Genomic DNA, 17,091 nt, shown 5'->3' with positions numbered 1-17,091 from the left:
GCCTCGTCCGGCCCCCCGCCGGCCGGTGGCGCGGCCGGGGCGTCGGCCGCGCGGTCGTCGTCCAGTGTCGTGGTGGGACGGCGGCTCAAGACCGCTCACCTCCGAACTTGCTGAGGCGCAGGTAGAGGATGGAGAAGAACAGCAGGATCAGGAACGCCGCCGTGGTCAGCGCCGAGCCGTAGCCGAACTCGTGCGCGACCGTCGCCTTCTGCGCCACGTACAACGGCAGCGTGGTGGTCTGGTGCGCCGGGCCGCCGCCGGTGAGCGTGTAGAGCAGGTCGACGTTGTTGAACTCCCACACCGCCCGCAGCAGGGTCGCCAGGATGATGGCGTCCTTGAGGTGCGGCAGCGTGATGTGCCAGAACCGCCGCGGCCGGGTGGCGCCGTCCACCGACGCCGCCTCGTACAGGTCCCTGGGGATGCTCTGCAGGTCGGCCAGCAGGAGGATGGCGAAGAACGGCACGCCGCGCCACAGCTCGGTGAGCACGGCGGCGGCGAAGACGCTGCCGGTGTCCGACAGCGGCGACGAGCCGTGCTCGACCAGGCCGAGGTCGGCCAGGTACGGGGTGAAGCCGGTGGTCGGGCTGTAGAGCAGGATCCAGATGCTGGTGGTGAGCACGCCGGAGATCGCCCACGGCGAGAACACCAGCGCCCGCGACAGCGCGCGGCCGACGAACGTCTCGTTCACCAGCAGCGCCAGCGCCAGCCCCAGCACCAGCTGGAATCCGACGGTCGCGGCGACCCACTTGGCGGAGAAGCCGAGGCTCTGCCAGAACAGGTCGTCGCCGAGCATGTCGCGGAAGTTGCCGAGCCCGGCGAACCCGTTGTCCCACGGCTTGGTGATGTTGTAGCGACGCAGGCTGTAGTAGAAGACGCTGGCCACCGGATAGACCAGGAATCCCAGCATCAGCAGCACCGACGGCGCGATCAGCAGGTACGGGGTGCGCGGCCCGCGGGCGGGCCGGCGGCGCCGTCCGCGCCGGGGCGGCGGGGTGCCGCGCCCGGCCGTGGTCGCCTCGGCGATGGCCACGAGCGCCTCCTTACGGGTCGGTCGTTCGGGTCGTCGGGGTCGTGCGGGATGGGGCGTTAGGGATGGGGGCGATCGGGGTGGGGACGGCACGCGCAGGCAGACAGTGAAAGCGCTTACCGCCTGTCCGCACGCCGCCGGTCGCCGCCGGGTCGGGGTGGGTTGGGGGGTCGCGGTGATGTGCCACCGGTCACACAGCAACCGGTTGCAGAAACACTCGCGTCATCCGGACGAAACGTCAAGGGGTCGGCGTGACCCAGATGCGTCGCCCCTGATAAAACGCAGATGACCGGGCCGATGCGGGAGGACGGCTAGCGATCTTCCCTCGTCGGCGCGGTTGACGGACCTGCAATCGTTTGTATTAATGAGGCGTCCAACGCCCAGGAAGGGGAGAGCGTGGCCGTAACGATCCGGGACGTCGCGCGCGCCAGCGGCGTGCACGTCTCCACGGTGTCGCGCACCTTCTCGGCCCCCCACCTGGTCAACGCCGACACGCGCAACCGCGTGCTGGCGGTGGCCGAGCAGCTCGGCTACCGGCCCAACCGCGCGGCGCGCGGGCTGACCACGGGCCGCACCCACAACCTCGGCCTGATCGTCGCCGACATCGCCAACCCGTTCTTCCCGCCGCTGATCAAGGCCGCCCAGGCGCACGCCCGCGCCCGCGACTACCACGTGTTCGTCGCCGACACCGACGAGGACCCGCGGGTGGAGGAGGAGCTGATCCAGGCGTTCACCAAGCAGGTGGACGGGGTGCTGCTGTGCGCGCCGCGCCTGGGCGACCGGGCCCTGGCCCGGCTGCGCCGCCAGGTGCCGTTCGTCCTGGTCAACCGGCGGCTGGACGGCGTGCCCGCGGTGCTGATGGACGTCGGGCACGGCGCCCGGCTGGCGGTGGAGCACCTGGCCGGTCTCGGCCACCGGCGGCTGGCACTGCTGTCCGGGCCGGAGGGGTCGTGGAACAGCGGGCGCATCCGCGAGGCCGCGGCGGACGCCGCCGCGGCGGCCGGCGCCGAGCTGACCGTGATCGGCCCCAACTCCCCCACCGAGCAGGGCGGGCAGATCGCCGCGCCCGAGGTGGCGCGCGCCGCGGTCACCGGCGTGCTGGCCTACAACGACCTGGTCGCGATCGGGCTGGTCGAGGGGCTGGCCGAGCTGGGGGTGCGGGTGCCCGCCGACCTCAGCGTGGTGGGCGTCGACGACATCATGCAGGCGCGGCTGAACCGGCCCAAGCTGACGACGGTGGCGATGCCGACGATCGCGGCGGGCCGCACCGCCGTGGACATGCTCCTGCAGCTGGTCGGCACCGACGAGCCGGGGCCCGCCGCGCTGACCGTCCTGGAGACCACGCTCGTCGTCCGCGAGTCCACCGCGGCGCCCGTCGAGGGGCGGGCCGCCCGCCTGTCATCCCGTGAGGTCACATGAACGAGGAGAGGTTCGGCGTGCTGCCCGGCGGCACGCCCGTGCACCGCTACACGCTGACGGGCGGCGCCCTGCGCGTCCGCGTCCTGACGTACGGCTGCGTCGTGCAGACCCTGGAGGCGCCCGACCGCGACGGCGCCCCGGCCAACGTCGTCCTCGGCTGCGCGACGCTCGACGACTACGTCACGCGCAGCCGCTACTTCGGCGCGGTGGTGGGGCGCTACGGCAACCGCATCGCGGGCGGCCGGTTCCGGCTGGACGGCCGGGAGCACACGCTGCCGCGCAACAACGGCGCCAACAGCCTGCACGGCGGCGAGGAGGGGTTCGACAAGCGCGTCTGGGACGTCGCCGAGGCCGACGACAGCTCGATCACCCTGACCTACGTCAGCCCCGACGGCGAACAGGGTTACCCGGGGACGCTGCGCGCCACCGTCACCTACACCGTGACCGATGACGCGCTGCGCGTCGGCTACCACGCCACCACCGACCGCCCGACCGTGGTGAACCTGACCAACCACTCGTACTTCAACCTCGCCGGCGAGGGCAGCGGCACGGTGTACGACCATCGGCTCGTCATCGACGCCGACCGCTACCTGCCGGTGGACGGCGACCAGATCCCGCTGGGGGAGCCGGCCCCGGTCGCGGGCACGCCGTTCGACTTCACCAAGCCGCAGCCGATCGGCGCCCGCATCCGCGAGACGCATCCCCAGCTGCTGGTCGGCAAGGGCTACGACCACACGTTCGTGCTGAACGGCGGCGAGGTCGCCGCCCGCGCCGAGGACCCGAGGTCCGGCCGCGTGCTGGAGGTGCTGACGAGCGAACCCGGCGTGCAGTTCTACTCGGGCAACTTCCTGGACGGCTCGCACATCGGCACCAGCGGCCTGGCCTACCGGCAGGGCGACGCGTTCTGCCTGGAGACGCAGCACTTCCCCGACTCCCCCAACCAGCCGTCCTTCCCGTCCACGGTGCTGCGCCCCGGCGAGGAGTACCGCTCCACCACCACGTTCCGTTTCAGCACGCTGCCCGACTGAGGGGCCGTCAGCCTCGCCCCACCGGCGACCTGCGTGAACCGCCCCCGGCCGCGATCCGGTGACGCACGGCGATCCGGTCGTCCTCGCGGCACGGCGGACGTGAAGGGTATTCACGTATTGCCGCGGACGTGGTAGGTACCGGAGGAGACGCGCGAACGCTTCGCCTCCCGGAGGGTCCCCCGCCATGCCCCTCAGAAATCCGATCAGCAGGGTCGCCCTGGCCGTCCTGACGAGCGCGCTCGTCGCGGCCGGTCTCGCCTCGGCCGCCGTGCCCTCCGCCGCCGCGTCCTCGCGCGACGGCGTGAACGCCGTCGGCACGCCGTTCCGCGGCACCGCCCCCGACGGGCAGGTGCGCGGATACGCCGACCTGCACACCCATCTGATGTCGTTCGAGGGCTTCGGCGGCAGCGTGATGTGCGGCAGGTCCTTCGATCCGCGCGGCATCCAGGAGGCGCTGCGCGACTGTCTCGACCACGGCCCGAACGGCTCACTGGCGTGGTTCGAGAACTTCACCAGCAAGGGCGGCCTGGTGGGGACGCACGACACCACCGGATGGCCGACCTTCAAGGACTGGCCGAGCCACAGCTCGCTCACCCACCAGCAGGCGTACTACACGTGGGTGGAGCGGTCGTGGCGGGCCGGGCAGCGGATCCTGGTCAACCAGCTCGTCTCCAACCGGACGCTGTGCGAGATCTACCCGCTGAAGAAGTACCCCTGCGACGAGATGGAGTCGATCCGGCTGCAGGCCCGGCGCACCTACGAGCTGCAGTCCTACGTCGACGCGCGGAGCGGCGGGCCGGGCAGGGGATGGTTCCGCGTGGTGCGCAGCCCGGCCGAGGCCCGCCAGGTCATCGCGGAGGGCAAGCTCGCGGTCGTCCTGGGCGTGGAGACCTCCGAGCCGTTCGGCTGCCGCCAGATCGGCGGGGTGCCGCAGTGCACGAAGAAGCAGATCGACGAGGGCCTGGACGAGATGCGAAGCCTCGGCGTCAGCTCGATGTTCCTGTGCCACAAGTTCGACAACGCGCTGTGCGGGGTCCGCTTCGACGCCGACACCACCGGGGTGATCCTCAACCTCGGGAACTTCGTGGGCAGCGGGCGCTTCTGGCAGGCCGACACCTGCACCACGCCCGAGCACGACAACACGATCATCCCGGCGAACGACCTCACCGCGCTGCTCGCGGGCCCGCTGGCGCACCTGCGCCCGCTCGGCGTCACCCTGCCGGTCTATCCGAAGGCCCCGCACTGCAACGTCAACGGCCTCACCGAGCTCGGCGAGCACATGCTCCGGGGCATGATCGAGCGCGGGATGATCGTGGAGATCGACCACATGAGCGTCAAGGCGGCCGAACGGACGCTGTCGATCCTGGAGGAGGAGAAGTATCCGGGGGTCGTCTCCGGGCACGGCTGGTCCGACACGGGATACGCGCCGCGGATCTACCGGCTCGGCGGGATGATCACCTCGTACGGGTCCGCGGCCGACACGTTCGCCGCGGAGTGGCGCCGGGCCAGGCAGGCGCGCGATCCCGGGCGGCTGTTCGGCTACGGCTACGGCCTGGACGCCAACGGCATGGGACCGCTGCCGGCTCCCCGCCGCGACAACCAGGCGAACCCGGTGCGCTACCCGTTCACCTCCCCCATCGACCCGGGCGTGACGCTCGACCGCCAGCGGACCGGCCTGCGCACCTGGGACGTCAACACCGAGGGCGTCGCCAACTACGGGCTGGTCCCCGACTGGATCGCCGACATGCGCAACGTCGCGGGCGAGGAGATCATCGCCGACATGGCGCGGGGCGCGGAGATGTACCTGCGCATGTGGGAGGGCGCCCGGTCCTGACGCCGGCCGCCCGGCGTTCCCGGGACGACGCTTCGGGAACGCGCCCGGTGCCGCAGCCGCCGGCCGGCCGCGGGGGCGTGTCCACCGATCGGTGGACACGGGGATGACCGGTGCGCCGATCCCGCGGCGGGCGCCGCGGGTCGACGCTTGAGGCATGGCAGACACAGCGGTGCGGGTGCGCGGGTTGCGCAAGCGGTACGGGGACGTCGACGCGGTGAACGGCGTCGACCTGGACATCAGGCACGGCGAGGTGTTCGCGCTGCTCGGCCCGAACGGGGCGGGCAAGAGCACCACCGTCGAGATCCTGGAAGGGCACCGGCGGCGCACGGCCGGCGAGGTGTCCGTGCTCGGCGCCGATCCCGCGGGGGCGGACCGGGGCTGGCGGGCCCGCATCGGGATCGTCCCGCAGACCTCCACCGAGGATCCGCAGCTGACCGTGCGGGAGATGGTGCGGCACTTCGCCGCCTACTATCCGCGGCCCCGCGACCCGGACGAGGTGATCGAGGCGGTGGGGCTGGCCGAGCAGGCGGGACGACGGGTCGGGCGCCTGTCCGGCGGGCAGCGCAGGAGGGTCGACGTCGCGCTCGGCATCGTCGGCGGCCCGGAGCTGCTGTTCCTGGACGAGCCGACGACCGGGTTCGACCCGGACGCCCGCCGCCGGTTCTGGGAGCTGATCCAGGGCCTGGCCGGCGGCGGCACGACGATCCTGCTCACCACGCACTACCTGGAGGAGGCGGAGGCGCTGGCCGACCGGGTCGGCGTCATCACCGCCGGCCGGGTCATCGCGGTGGACAGTCCCCGGCGGCTGGGCGGGCGCGCCACGGCCTCCGCGCGGGTGAGCTGGCGGGGGCCGGAGGGCCCGCGGCGCATCGACACCGACTCCCCCACCCAGGTGGTGGCGGAGCTGAGCCACCGGTTCGGCGGCGAGGTGCCCGAGCTGACCGTCACCCGGCCGTCCCTGGAAGACGTCTACCTGTCCATGATCGGAGCGACGAAGTGACCCTCGCCCTCAGGCTCGGGCTGGCGCGCGGCGCCATGGAGCTGAAGATGTTCGTGCGGGAGCGGGAGGCCGTGGTGTTCTCCTTCGGCCTGCCGGTCGTCCTGCTGCTGATCTTCGGCACGATCTTCAGGGGCGAGGTGGGCGGCACCGGCGTGGACTTCCGCCAGTACTTCGCCGCCGGGATCATCGCCAGCGGCATCATGTCCACGACGTTCACCAGCCTGGGCATCAGCATCGCCACCGAGCGCGACGACGGCACCCTCAAGCGGCTGTACGGCACGCCGATGCCGAGGGCGTCCTACTTCATCGGCAAGACGGTCTCGGCGCTGGTGCTGTCGGTGGCCGAGACGGCGGTGCTGTTCGTGGTCGGCGGCGCGCTGCTCGGCCTGGAGCCGCCCGCGACGCCGCAGCGCTGGTTCACGTTCGCCTGGGTGTTCGTGCTCGGGGTGGCGGCGTGCACGCTGCTGGGGATCGCGGTGAGCAGCGTCCCGAGGTCGGGACGCAGCGCCGCCGCGGTGCTCAACCTGCCCTATCTTGTGCTGCAGTTCATCTCCGGGGTGTTCTTCGTGTTCGGGGACCTGCCCTCCGGCGTGCAGCGGATCGGCGCGCTGTTCCCGCTCAAGTGGATGTGCCAGGGGCTGCGTTCGGCGCTGCTGCCCGACGCGCTGCTCGCCGCCGAGCCCGCCCGCTCCTGGGAGCACGACAGGATCGCCCTGGTGCTGGCGGCCTGGTGCATTGGGGGGTTGGTGCTGTGCCTGACGACGTTCCGCTGGAAGCGGCGCCACGAGCGGTGACCCGCGAAGCCGACGCGTGGCGGTGGGGCGTGGGGCGCTGGGAGGCGTACTTCGCACTCGTGCTGGTCTCCACGATCATCTACGTGCTGGCCGGGGGCGGCTCGTGGAGGAACGACGGGATGGCGGCGGTGCTGCTGGCCGCGCTGGCTCCGTGGTACCTGCTGCTGGGGCGGCGCGCCGTCGACCGGGCGGCCCCGCACCCGGCGTCCCTGGCCTACCTGGCGGGAGCGGTCGTGCTGTCCGGGGCCGCGTCGGTCGCGGCCCCGGAGAGCTCCCTGGTGCTGTTCGCGCTGTGCCCGCAGGCGTTCATGGTGCTGAACTGGCGCGGCGCGATGCTGACGGTGCTGGCCCTCAACGCCACGCCGGCGCTGCGGTTCCTGCTGGCGTCCACCACGGTCGGGGCGGTCGTGTCCTTCGTCCTGTGGACCGCGGTGACCATGGGCTTCTCGGCGTTCTTCGGGTTCTGGGTCGACCGGATCATCCGGCAGAGCCGCGAGCGCGGGGACCTGATCGCCGAGCTGCGCGCGACCCAGGCCGAGCTGGCCGAGGCCAACCGCCGGGCGGGCGCGATGGCGGAGCGGGAACGGCTGGCGGCCGAGATCCACGACACCCTGGCGCAGGGCTTCACCAGCATCCTGATGCTGCTGCAGGCCGCCGACTCCCAGCTCGACCGGGACCCGGCGCAGGCGCGGCGGCAGCTCACGCTCGCGGCCGGCACCGCCCGGGAGAACCTGGCCGAGGCGCGGGCGCTGGTCGCCGCGCTGCCCCCGGCGGGGCTGGAGTCGTCCTCCCTGGAGGAGGCGCTGGGACGGCTGGCGGAGCGGTTCGGCGAGGAGATGGGCATCCCGGTGGAGTTCGCGACGTCGGGGCCGCCCCGGCCGCTGGCCGCGGGAGCCGAGGTGGTGCTGCTGCGGGCCGCGCAGGAGGCCACGGCCAACATCCGCAAGCACGCCGGGGCCGCGCACGTGTCGGTACGGCTGGCCTACGGCTGCGACGCGGCGGTGCTGGAGGTCCGGGACGACGGCGCGGGGTTCGATCCGGACGCCGTCACCGGGGCGGCCCGCGGCTTCGGCCTGCGCGGCATGCGGGAGCGGGTGACGCAGGTCGGGGGGCGGCTGGAGGTGGGCAGCGCGCCCGGTACCGGTACGGTCCTGACCGTGGAGGTGCCGGCATGAACGCGGACGTGATCACCGTGATGCTCGTCGACGACCACCCGGTGGTGCGGGAGGGGCTGCGGGGCATGCTCTCCGCCGAGGACGGCATCGAGGTGGTGGCGGAGGCGGGCGACGCGGCCGAGGCGGTGGCGGCTGTCCGCAGGCACGAGCCCGACGTCGTCCTGATGGACCTGCGGCTACCCAACGCCGACGGGGTGGAGGCCACGGCGCGGGTGCTCGCCCAGCGGCCGCGGACCCGGGTGGTGGTGCTGACCACCTACGAGACCGACCGCGACATCCTGCGCGCCGTGGAGGCGGGCGCCACCGGCTACCTGCTCAAGGACGCCTCCCGGCAGGACCTGGCGCAGGCGGTGCGGGCGGCGGCGCGCGGCGAGACCGTGCTGGCCCCCTCGGTGGCGGCCAAGCTGGTGACGCGGATGCGCTCGCCGGTCGAGCTGTCGCCGCGCGAGATCGAGGTGCTGCGGCTGGTCGCCCGCGGCCGGACGAACGCCGAGATCGGCCGGGAGCTGTTCATCAGCGAGGCGACGGTCAAGACGCACCTGCTGCGCGCGTTCGGCAAGCTCGGCGTCTCCGACCGCACGTCCGCCGTGACGACCGCCCTGGAACGCGGCATCCTTCGTTCCGGCGAGTGACGCCTATCCCCCGGGGCATTCGTGGCTGTCGCCGCCGCTCAGGCAGGGCCGGTACGAGCCGTGGGTCGGTGCGGGGGCGGGACGGTCGTCGCGGTGCTCCGAGGCGGCGATGCCCACCATCAGCAGCGCGAGGGCGCCCGCGACCAGCCCCTGGGTGACGGCGGACAGCGGCCATCTCCTCCAGGCCAGCAGGATGGCGAGCAGCACGGCGAAGGCCGTGACGACGCCGAGGGCGACGAGCGTGCCACCGTGGCCCGGCGGCGGCCCGTCGTCGTAGGACGCGGCCCAGGCCGCCATGCCCTCGCGCAGCCAGATGACGAACACGGCGGCCGCCTCCACGGCGAGGAAGGTCACCGCGAACAGGACGTCGGTGAGCCAGGTCAGCGCCGTGCGGCGGCCCGTGCCGGTGGCGGAGGTCATGGGCCCAGTGTCACCGTCCGGCCGGGCCGCCGCCTGAGTACGAATACCTAGATCGCTACTCCTCACCCTCCTCCGGTGAGGTGATCCCCCACAGGGACATGGGATGTATTTGTCGGCCCACCTAAGCGTTTCGTCCATTTTTTCCGAAAGATCGCTTTAGATACGGGGGCGTGAACCGAAAATCTTCCCGGGACATGGGATGTCTGTTACGGTGCGCCCATGTCGCGGACCGACGAGGCCATCGCGCGCATCAGGCGGCTCATCCAGTCGGGGGAGCTGCCGCCCGGGGCGCGGCTGCCGTCCGAACCGGAGCTGGCCGCCCAGCTCGGCGTGTCCCGCAACCCGCTGCGCGAGGCGGTCAAGGCGCTGGTCGTGGCGCGGGTGCTGGACGTGCGGCGCGGCGACGGCACCTATGTCACCAGCCTGGAGCCGAAACTGCTGCTGGAGGGGCTCGGCCTGGCCGTCGAGCTGCTGCGGGACGACTCGCTGCTGGAACTGGTGGAGACGCGGCGGCTGCTGGAGCCGGCCGCCGCCGGCCTGGCCGCAACCCGCATCTCCCCCGAGGCGCTCGCCGGCCTCCGCGGCCACCTGGACGCCATGCGGGAGGCCACCGCCGCCGACGACGTGGAGAAGGCCACTCGGTTCGACGCGGCGTTCCACCGCGCGGTCGTCGCCGCCACCGGCAACGAGACCCTCACGACCGTGCTGGACGGGGTGTCCGGCGGCACGCTGCGCATGCGGGTGTGGCGCGGCGTGGTGGAGGCGAACGCCTTCCAGCGCGCGATCGTCGAGCACCAGGCCATCTACGACGCGCTGGCCGCCGGCGACCCCACCCTTGCCCAGGCGGCGGCGTTGATGCACGTCAACACCACCGAGACCTGGCTGCGGCGCACCCTCGGCCAGGCGGCCGTCCGGCACGGCGAACGAACCCCCGAGCAGTGAGCACGCGGCTCGTGCCCATCGGCGCGCCCTCGATGCCCGGGGGCGACGCCCACGGCACGGTCGCCGGTCACGAGTCCGCGCCGTACAGCGCGGCGATCTCGGCGGACGCGCGGGCGAACTCCGCGCGCGCCTCGGGCGGCCCGGTGGCGCGGGCGGGGGCGCCTTCGGCGGAGACGCCGTTGGCGCGTACCGGTTCACCCCGCGGCGAGTGCGTGGCGGAAGCGCTCGGCGATGCCGGTGAGGCGGTCGACGGGTTCGTTGGCGAACACGAGCCGCAGGTAGTGCGTTCCGCTGGGGCCCCAGCCGTCCATGGGGGTGGCCGCGACCTTCGCCCGGTCGAACAGGCGCCGGGACAGTTCGGCGGCGGTCATTCGCAGGGGCCTGGTGTCGACGAGGAGCGACCATCCGCCGTGCGGCCGGATGACCGGGTAGTCGGCGAGCTCTCGCAGCACCGTCTCGCAGCGCCGCCGCCACTCGGCCGTGGCGGCGGCCACGTCGGCGTCGGCGTCGGGCGCGTCCAGCGCGGCGGCCACGGCGTCCTGGGCCAGGCCGACCTGGCAGACCACGTTGGTCAGGCCGACCAGCCGGATGTCGGCGACGATGTCGGCGGGGCCGACCACCCAGCCGACGCGCCAGCCGATGAGCCGCAGCTCCTTGGACGCCGAACCGACGGTGATGGTGCGCCGGGCCAGGCCGTCATGGGCGGCCGGGTGGTTCGGCGGGCGGCCGTCGAAGCGGATGCGTTCCATGGCGGCGTCGTAGACCAGCCAGGCGTCGTGGCGTTCGCAGGCGTCGGCGAGGGCGGACCAGTGGCGGTCGTCCAGCACCAGGCCGGTCGGCATCGCCGGCCCCATCATCAGGACCGCCGCCGTGCCGGGCCCGACGGCGGCGGCCAGCTCCGCGGGGTCGACCGTCCACCCTTCGGCGGTGGCCTGCGCGGGCACGAAGCGCGGGACGCCGCCCGCGAGCCGCACCCGGTTGACCAGCCCGGCGTAGATGGGGTCGCACAGCACGACCTCCTGCCCGGGTTCCACGGTCGCGAGCAGCGTGTTGAGGATGCCGTTGAGCCCGCCGGCCACGCTGACGCACTCGGTGTCGGGGTCGTAGGCGCGTCCCGCGATGCGTCCGACGTGCGCCGCGGCGGCCGCGCGAAGGGAGCGGTGCCCCTGGAACGGCAGGTAGCTGTTGGCCGCGTCGTCGTCGATCGCGGCGCGCGTGGCGGCGAGGGCGACGGCGGGCGGCCGCAGGTCGGTGTCGAGGTTCTCCAGCCGCAGGAACTCCGGGTCGCCCACGGCGTCGGCCGCGTCGCCCACGGCGTCCACGCCGATGCCCGGAATGTCGCGCAGCCGCGTCACCGTCATGCCGTCCTCCACTTTGCTGGTACGTGCATACCACTATGCTGATACACATGGATCTACCGCAAGTGGTCGGACGCAACGTGCACCGCCTGCGCACGGCGGCCGGGATCTCGCTGGCCGACCTGGCGTCCGCCGGCGGCATCAGCAAGACCACGCTGCACGGCATCGAGCAGGGCCAGGGCAACCCGACGCTCAGCACCCTGTGGGCGCTGGCCACGGCGTTGCAGGTGTCCCTCGGCGAGCTGCTGGAGGAACCGGCCGCGACGGTCGAGGTGGTGCGGGCCGGCGACGGCCGGCCGCGCGTGGAGGGCGACGCGGTCAGCGCCCGCCTTCTGCACCGCATCAGGCTGCGCGGCACCGTGGAGGTCTACGACATCGCCATCGCCGAGGGCACCCAGCACTCCGACGCGCACCTGTCCGGCGTGGAGGAATGCCTCGTGCTCACCCGCGGACGCGTCACCACGGGCCCCGCCGACTCCCCCACGGACCTGGCGGAAGGCGACTCCATCCGCTTCGACGCCGCCCGCCCCCACCTCTACCGGGGCCGGGCCGGGCACAACCGCGCCGTCCTCCTCATGGTCCACCCGGACAACTGACCGCGGCCGGGACGCGCATGTCGGGCGGGCCGATCGCCGTGATGACCGCGTCGCGTCCCTGCACCGCCGCCTGGATCCGGCCGGCGTCCGCCTCGCCTGGCGGTCGCCCGGACGGGTGCCGCCCGGCACGCCCGCGTCCATGGTTCTTTCACGGCCGACTGCCGGAGCCGTGCCGAAATCCGCAGGTGAGCGGAGACCTCTCGGAAGGCGACACGGAGGACCGTTGACGCCCGATGCCGCGTTAAGTACGGTCCGACCAGATTGTCGAGAGAGATTCTGACGCGGGATGGCGACTCCTCGGCCTCCTGCGTGTTGTATTCGTCAACCAGGCCGCCGCAGCGGTCACGACAAAAATGTTAGCGCTAACACAGAATTGCCACACACCGGAGACGAATAGGCAGGGGAGCGTCGTGACATTCACATTCCCGCGTCCGGCCAGCATCGCATCCAGACGAAGGTCCGCGTGGATCGTGGCCCTGCTCTGCGTCGCGGCGGCATTGTCTCCGGGCGTGGCCAGGGCGGACAATCCCATCATCCAGACCATCTATACCGCCGACCCCGCTCCGCTGGTGCACAATGGCCGCGTCTACCTCTACACGGGGCACGACGAAGACGGCTCCACGTATTTCACCATGAAAGAGTGGCGGGTGTGGTCGTCCTCGGACATGGTGAACTGGACCGATCACGGCTCCCCGCTCAGCCTGTCCACCTTCGGCTGGGCGAGCGCGGACGCATGGGCGGGTCAGGCCGTCTTCAGGAACGGCAGGTTCTACTGGTACGTCCCCGTCAAGAACCGGGCGACCGGACGGATGGCCATCGGCGTGGCGGTCGGGGACAGCCCCACCGGTCCCTTCCGGGACGCTCTCGGGCGCCCGCTGGTGGAGAACGGTGAGATCGACCCCACCGTCTTCATCGACGACGACGGGCAGGCCTACATGTACTGGGGCAATCCAAACCTGTGGTACGTCAGGCTGAACCCCGACATGATCTCGTATTCGGGCGCCCCGACCCAGATTCCCCTCACCACCGCGGGGTTCGGCACCCGCACCGGGAATCCGAGCCGTCCGACCCTGTACGAAGAGGGTCCCTGGGTCTACAAGCGCAACGGTCTTTACTACATGGTGTTCGCGGCCGCCTGCTGCTCCGAATTCATCGCTTACTCGACGGCTCCGGGCCCCACCGGGCCCTGGACCTACCGCGGCACGATCATGCCCACGCAGGGCGGCAGCTTCACCAACCACCCCGGCGTCATAGATTTCAACGGGGGCTCGTACTTCTTCTACCACAATGGCGCGTTGCCGGGCGGCGGCGGCTTCACCCGGTCGGTCGCCGTGGAGAAGTTCGCTTACAACGCCAACGGCACCTTTCCTACGATCAACATGACCACGGCCGGGGCGCCCCAGGTGGGAACGCTGAATCCCTACGTCCGCCAGGAGGCCGAAACGATCGCCTGGGCGTCCGGCGTCGAAACGGAGACCTCCGGCGAAGGCGGAATGAACGTCGGCTGGATCGAGAACGGCGACTACGTCAAGGTCAAGGGCGTCGCCTTCGGCGCCGGTGCGGCGTCCTTCACCGCGAGGGTGGCCTCGGCGGCCGGTGGCGGCAGGATCGAACTTCGCCTGGGCGGTCCCACCGGCACACTCGTGGGAACGTGCGATGTCCCGGGTACCGGCGGCTGGCAGACGTGGACGACCGTCTCCTGCCCGGTGAACGGCGCGACGGGAACCCACGACCTGTATCTCAGGTTCACCGGCGCAAGCGGCTACCTGTTCAACGTGAACTGGTGGCAGTTCAACGCCGCCGGCGGGCGCAACGGCTCGCCCGGCGCCGCGGACGAGTGATCCCGCCACCGTTTGCGGTGCCGCCCGGCCGGTGCGGAACCGACCGGCGGACTTCTTTTCGAGCGGCGTCCGCCGACCGGCACGTGCACGCCGGTCGGACGGCTCTTCCACCCCGACGAAAGAGGAGTACATGAGGCACAGATCGTTCCTTGTGCCGATCGTGGTCGCGGCGGTTCTCGTCCTGACCATGGGCGGCACGGCACAGAGCGGCACCGGCCCCGGTGCCGCCACGGCGCCCGGGGATGTTCGCGCCGCCGCGACGAGCGCCGGATGCGGCAAGGCGCCGACATTGACCAGCGGCACGCGTTCGATCCAGAGCAGCGGCAAGAACCGCAGCTACATCCTGAGAATCCCTGACAACTACGACCGCAGCCATCCCTACCGGCTGATCTTCGGGTTCCACTGGCTGGGCGGGACCGCCACCGACGTCGCCACGGGACAGACCGTGCAGAGGGACGTGTGGGCCTACTACGGACTCCAGAGACTGGCGAACAACAGCGCCATCTTCGTCGCGCCTCAGGGCTTCAACAACGGCTGGGCCAATTCCGGCGGTGAAGACGTCACCTTCGTCGACGACATGATCAGGCAGATCGAGGCGGACCTGTGCGTCGACACGACACAGCGCTTCGCCATGGGCTTCAGCTACGGCGGCGCCATGAGCTACGCGCTCGCCTGTGCCCGCGCGGACGTCTTCCGCGCCGTCGCGGTCTACTCCGGTGGACAGCTCAGCGGGTGCGGCGGCGGCACCCAGCCCATCGCCTACCTCGGCGTCCACGGCATCAGCGACTCGGTGCTGAACATCTCCGGCGGACGCTCGCTGCGCGACAGGTTCGTCCGGAACAACGGCTGCACCGCCCAGAACCCGCCCGAGCCGGCCCAGGGCAGCCTGAGGCACATCGGCACCACCTACTCGGGGTGCCGGTCCGGCCACCCCGTCCGCTGGATCGCGTTCGACGAGGGCCACATCGCCGCCCCGCAGGACGGCGCCCGCGGTGACAGCGGCTCCAGAACGTGGCTCCCGGGTGAGACCTGGAACTTCTTCACGCAGTTCGAGAGCGGCAACCCGCCGACCGATCCGCCGCCGACCGGGGACGCGGCCTGCCGGGTCGGCACCACCGTCAACGCGTGGAACAGCGGCCTGACCTCCGAGATCACCGTCACCAACACCGGCACCTCCGCGATCAACGGCTGGTCCCTGGTGTTCACCCTGCCCAGCGGCCAGACCATCACCTCCGGCTGGAACGCCGAATACTCCCCCGCCACGGGGCAGATCACCGCGAGGAACGTCTCCTACAACGCCGCCATCGCCCCCGGCGCATCGGTCAGCATCGGCTTCCAGGCCACCCACACCGGCAACACCGCCAAACCGACCTCCTTCACCCTCAACGGCAGTACCTGCACCACCGCCTGACGCGGTGACCGCGACGCTCAACGCGATCCGGGGCGCTCGGGACGGCCTGGTCGGCACGCGCGGCTCCTTCCGCCGGGCCGCACGACCAACGGCGCCCCGACCGTCCCGGATCGTCGCCGCGAGCGTCATCGGCGATCACTCGGTCATCGGACCATGGCGGCCGACACCGTCACCGGCGGCGGCAAAGCAGGTCATGACGGCAGCGGACGAGACGACTCCCGAGCGCTTGGAGGCACTCCGCCACGCGGCCGCCGCGGCGAACCGGCCGCGGCGCGGCTCGCGGTCACGGCGTGGGGGCCTGGGGCGGTGTGTCGGTGCCGCCGCCGCGTTCGGCGACCTTGATGCGGAACCACGCCTGGCGCCAGCGCTCCCGCTCGGCCTCGCCGGCGCCGCACCCTTCCAGGTAGGCCAGCAGAACCTCGACCTTGGGCAGGGTCTCCCGCTTGGTCAACGTGTTGAAGGTGGAGGCGACGTACTGGTTGCGCGCTCGTTCCGACATCTGGCGGTAGCTGGGCTCGCCCTTCCAGACACGGTAGGTGTCCGCCAGGTCCAGCAGTTCCCGCGCGGTCGTGGCCGTCGCGGGGTCCGGCTCACGCACCAGCGCGGCGCCGTCCGCCGGCCTGGTTCCCGAGCGGGCTTCGTCATCGTCGGCGGCGCTCGGGCCCGTCGGCTGCCGGGCGGCGCGGTCGGCGTCGGCGGCGGTGGGCGTGCGGGAGGCGGACAGGGCGGCGGTGACGTCGGACCGCCCGCCGCCGGTCGCGGTCGAGTCGGCTTCGGCCACGCCGGTCTCGCAGGCGGTGTCCACGTCCACGCCGGCTCCTGTGTCGCTCCGGGCGGGGAGGCCGGCGGGTCGCGGCGGCCGCCGGGGCGCGGCGCCCGCGTAGGACGCGTGGTCCCCGCGCGGGAACTGCGCGAACAGCTCACGGGCGACCTCGATGTGCACGGGGTCGGCGCCACAGTCGGCCAGCAGCTTCTCCACCGTCTCCCAGCGGAAGCCGAACGCGACGTCACCGCGCAGAAGCTGCTCGGCGCGGTGACGGCTGATGCCGCGGCGGCGCGCGTGCTCCAGCACGGTGCCATGGTCCCGCACCGGCAGCAGCGCCGCCAGGAGGATCCATTTGAGCCGGTCGACGGCCTGGGCCTCGCCGGGATAGGCCAGTTCGAGGCGCTGGATCAACTCGGCCTTGTCGACGGTGCCGCGGCCCCTGCGGACCACGCGGCCCAGACGGGGTCGGATCCAGTTCATGGCCGCTCCCGCCCGGGGACGGCGGCGGGTGGGACGAGCGCGACCGGCTCGACCGGCGTCAGCGCATGCAGGCAGGCAGAGGGGACGTCACTGTCCATTGCCTTCGTCTTTCTCAACGGGGTCGACTGCTTGGTGGACCGGGTGAATACCTGGACAACGGCATCGGCACCCGACGATTGGCGGCCATCGGGTGCCTTTACCCTGAATGATGACTCATGTGATCCCTGCCGTGCGGAGTCTTTGACCGGACTCCTCGCGCTCTGTCCGAAACAGAACACCGAACGGTATCCGGCCTGGTTCGCCCGGGCGGCGATGTGACCCAATGGCCACCGTTCACCCCCCGCCGAGGGCGTCCAATGTTGTCCAGA

General features: G+C 72.1%; 15 protein-coding genes. 11 read left to right on the top strand and 4 right to left on the bottom strand.

Annotated features, from left to right (window positions below; genetic code table 11):
* Nucleotides 1–85 precede the first annotated feature (85 nt).
* Entirely contained in the window at nt 86–1,030 is a 945-nt protein-coding gene (locus tag ABD811_RS35610) for a carbohydrate ABC transporter permease (RefSeq protein WP_344956566.1), read from the bottom strand.
* Between the two features lie 393 nt (nt 1,031–1,423).
* On the opposite strand from ABD811_RS35610, the gene ABD811_RS35605 reads away from it, so the two are divergent.
* From ABD811_RS35605 to ABD811_RS35575, 7 genes are all read left to right on the top strand, one after another.
* Nucleotides 1,424–2,446, top strand: coding sequence for a LacI family DNA-binding transcriptional regulator (locus ABD811_RS35605; protein ID WP_344956564.1), 1,023 nt, complete (start codon nt 1,424–1,426; stop codon nt 2,444–2,446).
* A complete protein-coding gene (locus tag ABD811_RS35600) occupies nt 2,443–3,474 on the top strand; it encodes an aldose epimerase family protein (RefSeq protein WP_344956562.1) in 1,032 nt (343 codons plus the stop codon). Before ABD811_RS35605 ends, ABD811_RS35600 begins: the two co-directional genes overlap by 4 nt.
* A gap of 184 nt (nt 3,475–3,658) precedes the next feature.
* A complete protein-coding gene (locus tag ABD811_RS35595; protein ID WP_344956560.1) occupies nt 3,659–5,308 on the top strand; it encodes an amidohydrolase family protein in 1,650 nt (549 codons plus the stop codon).
* A gap of 154 nt (nt 5,309–5,462) precedes the next feature.
* Nucleotides 5,463–6,308 carry an ABC transporter ATP-binding protein gene (locus ABD811_RS35590; protein WP_344956558.1) on the top strand — a complete coding sequence of 282 codons (846 nt, stop codon included), beginning with the start codon at nt 5,463–5,465 and terminating at the stop codon, nt 6,306–6,308.
* Nucleotides 6,305–7,102, top strand: a complete 798-nt coding sequence (locus ABD811_RS35585; protein ID WP_344956556.1) for an ABC transporter permease — start codon at nt 6,305–6,307, stop codon at nt 7,100–7,102. Before ABD811_RS35590 ends, ABD811_RS35585 begins: the two co-directional genes overlap by 4 nt.
* On the top strand, nt 7,060–8,277 hold the full coding sequence (locus ABD811_RS35580; RefSeq protein WP_344956554.1) for a sensor histidine kinase: 1,218 nt from the start codon (nt 7,060–7,062) through the stop codon (nt 8,275–8,277). Before ABD811_RS35585 ends, ABD811_RS35580 begins: the two co-directional genes overlap by 43 nt.
* Before the next feature lie 8 nt (nt 8,278–8,285).
* Entirely contained in the window at nt 8,286–8,909 is a 624-nt protein-coding gene (locus tag ABD811_RS35575; RefSeq protein WP_344956572.1) for a response regulator, read from the top strand.
* Nucleotides 8,910–8,912: 3 nt separating this feature from the next.
* Here ABD811_RS35575 and ABD811_RS35570 read toward each other — a convergent pair whose 3' ends face one another.
* Nucleotides 8,913–9,329: a DUF6234 family protein gene (locus tag ABD811_RS35570; RefSeq protein WP_344956552.1), complete on the bottom strand. Its 417-nt coding sequence runs from the start codon at nt 9,327–9,329 to the stop codon at nt 8,913–8,915.
* A gap of 219 nt (nt 9,330–9,548) precedes the next feature.
* On the opposite strand from ABD811_RS35570, the gene ABD811_RS35565 reads away from it, so the two are divergent.
* Nucleotides 9,549–10,271, top strand: coding sequence for a FadR/GntR family transcriptional regulator (locus ABD811_RS35565; protein ID WP_344956550.1), 723 nt, complete (start codon nt 9,549–9,551; stop codon nt 10,269–10,271).
* A 194-nt stretch (nt 10,272–10,465) separates the two neighbouring features.
* On the opposite strand, the gene ABD811_RS35560 is transcribed toward ABD811_RS35565, so the two are convergent.
* Nucleotides 10,466–11,632 carry a pyridoxal phosphate-dependent aminotransferase gene (locus ABD811_RS35560; RefSeq protein WP_344956548.1) on the bottom strand — a complete coding sequence of 389 codons (1,167 nt, stop codon included), beginning with the start codon at nt 11,630–11,632 and terminating at the stop codon, nt 10,466–10,468.
* A gap of 47 nt (nt 11,633–11,679) precedes the next feature.
* Here ABD811_RS35560 and ABD811_RS35555 point away from each other — a divergent pair, with 47 nt between their 5' ends.
* From ABD811_RS35555 to ABD811_RS35545, 3 genes are all read left to right on the top strand, one after another.
* Nucleotides 11,680–12,225 (top strand): helix-turn-helix domain-containing protein, encoded by a 546-nt coding sequence (locus ABD811_RS35555; RefSeq protein WP_344956546.1) that lies wholly within the window; start codon nt 11,680–11,682, stop codon nt 12,223–12,225.
* 470 nt (nt 12,226–12,695) lie between these two features.
* Nucleotides 12,696–14,066, top strand: coding sequence for a glycoside hydrolase family 43 protein (locus ABD811_RS35550; protein WP_344956545.1), 1,371 nt, complete (start codon nt 12,696–12,698; stop codon nt 14,064–14,066).
* Nucleotides 14,067–14,196: 130 nt separating this feature from the next.
* Complete coding sequence (locus ABD811_RS35545) at nt 14,197–15,477, top strand: CE1 family esterase (RefSeq protein WP_344956542.1); 1,281 nt, start codon at nt 14,197–14,199, stop codon at nt 15,475–15,477.
* Nucleotides 15,478–15,760: 283 nt separating this feature from the next.
* On the opposite strand, the gene ABD811_RS35540 is transcribed toward ABD811_RS35545, so the two are convergent.
* Nucleotides 15,761–16,723, bottom strand: a complete 963-nt coding sequence (locus ABD811_RS35540) for a hypothetical protein (RefSeq protein ID WP_344956540.1) — start codon at nt 16,721–16,723, stop codon at nt 15,761–15,763.
* Nucleotides 16,724–17,091 lie beyond the last annotated feature (368 nt).

This window comes from Actinomadura miaoliensis (assembly GCF_039536785.1).
In the GTDB taxonomy this organism is placed as follows: Bacteria; Actinomycetota; Actinomycetes; order Streptosporangiales; family Streptosporangiaceae; genus Spirillospora; species Spirillospora miaoliensis.
This window is presented reverse-complemented; position numbering and strand designations above follow the sequence as displayed.

What these genes read in the sequence shown, in the direction of transcription:
- ABD811_RS35555 (WP_344956546.1), top strand. Translation starts at nt 11,680, where the DNA reads ATGGATCTACCGCAAGTGGTCGGACGCAACGTGCACCGCCTGCGCACG.
- ABD811_RS35600 (WP_344956562.1), top strand. Translation starts at nt 2,443, where the DNA reads ATGAACGAGGAGAGGTTCGGCGTGCTGCCCGGCGGCACGCCCGTGCAC.
- ABD811_RS35565 (WP_344956550.1), top strand. Translation starts at nt 9,549, where the DNA reads ATGTCGCGGACCGACGAGGCCATCGCGCGCATCAGGCGGCTCATCCAG.
- ABD811_RS35560 (WP_344956548.1), bottom strand. Translation starts at nt 11,632, where the DNA reads ATGACGGTGACGCGGCTGCGCGACATTCCGGGCATCGGCGTGGACGCC.
- ABD811_RS35590 (WP_344956558.1), top strand. Translation starts at nt 5,463, where the DNA reads ATGGCAGACACAGCGGTGCGGGTGCGCGGGTTGCGCAAGCGGTACGGG.
- ABD811_RS35570 (WP_344956552.1), bottom strand. Translation starts at nt 9,329, where the DNA reads ATGACCTCCGCCACCGGCACGGGCCGCCGCACGGCGCTGACCTGGCTC.
- ABD811_RS35540 (WP_344956540.1), bottom strand. Translation starts at nt 16,723, where the DNA reads ATGAACTGGATCCGACCCCGTCTGGGCCGCGTGGTCCGCAGGGGCCGC.
- ABD811_RS35595 (WP_344956560.1), top strand. Translation starts at nt 3,659, where the DNA reads ATGCCCCTCAGAAATCCGATCAGCAGGGTCGCCCTGGCCGTCCTGACG.
- ABD811_RS35545 (WP_344956542.1), top strand. Translation starts at nt 14,197, where the DNA reads ATGAGGCACAGATCGTTCCTTGTGCCGATCGTGGTCGCGGCGGTTCTC.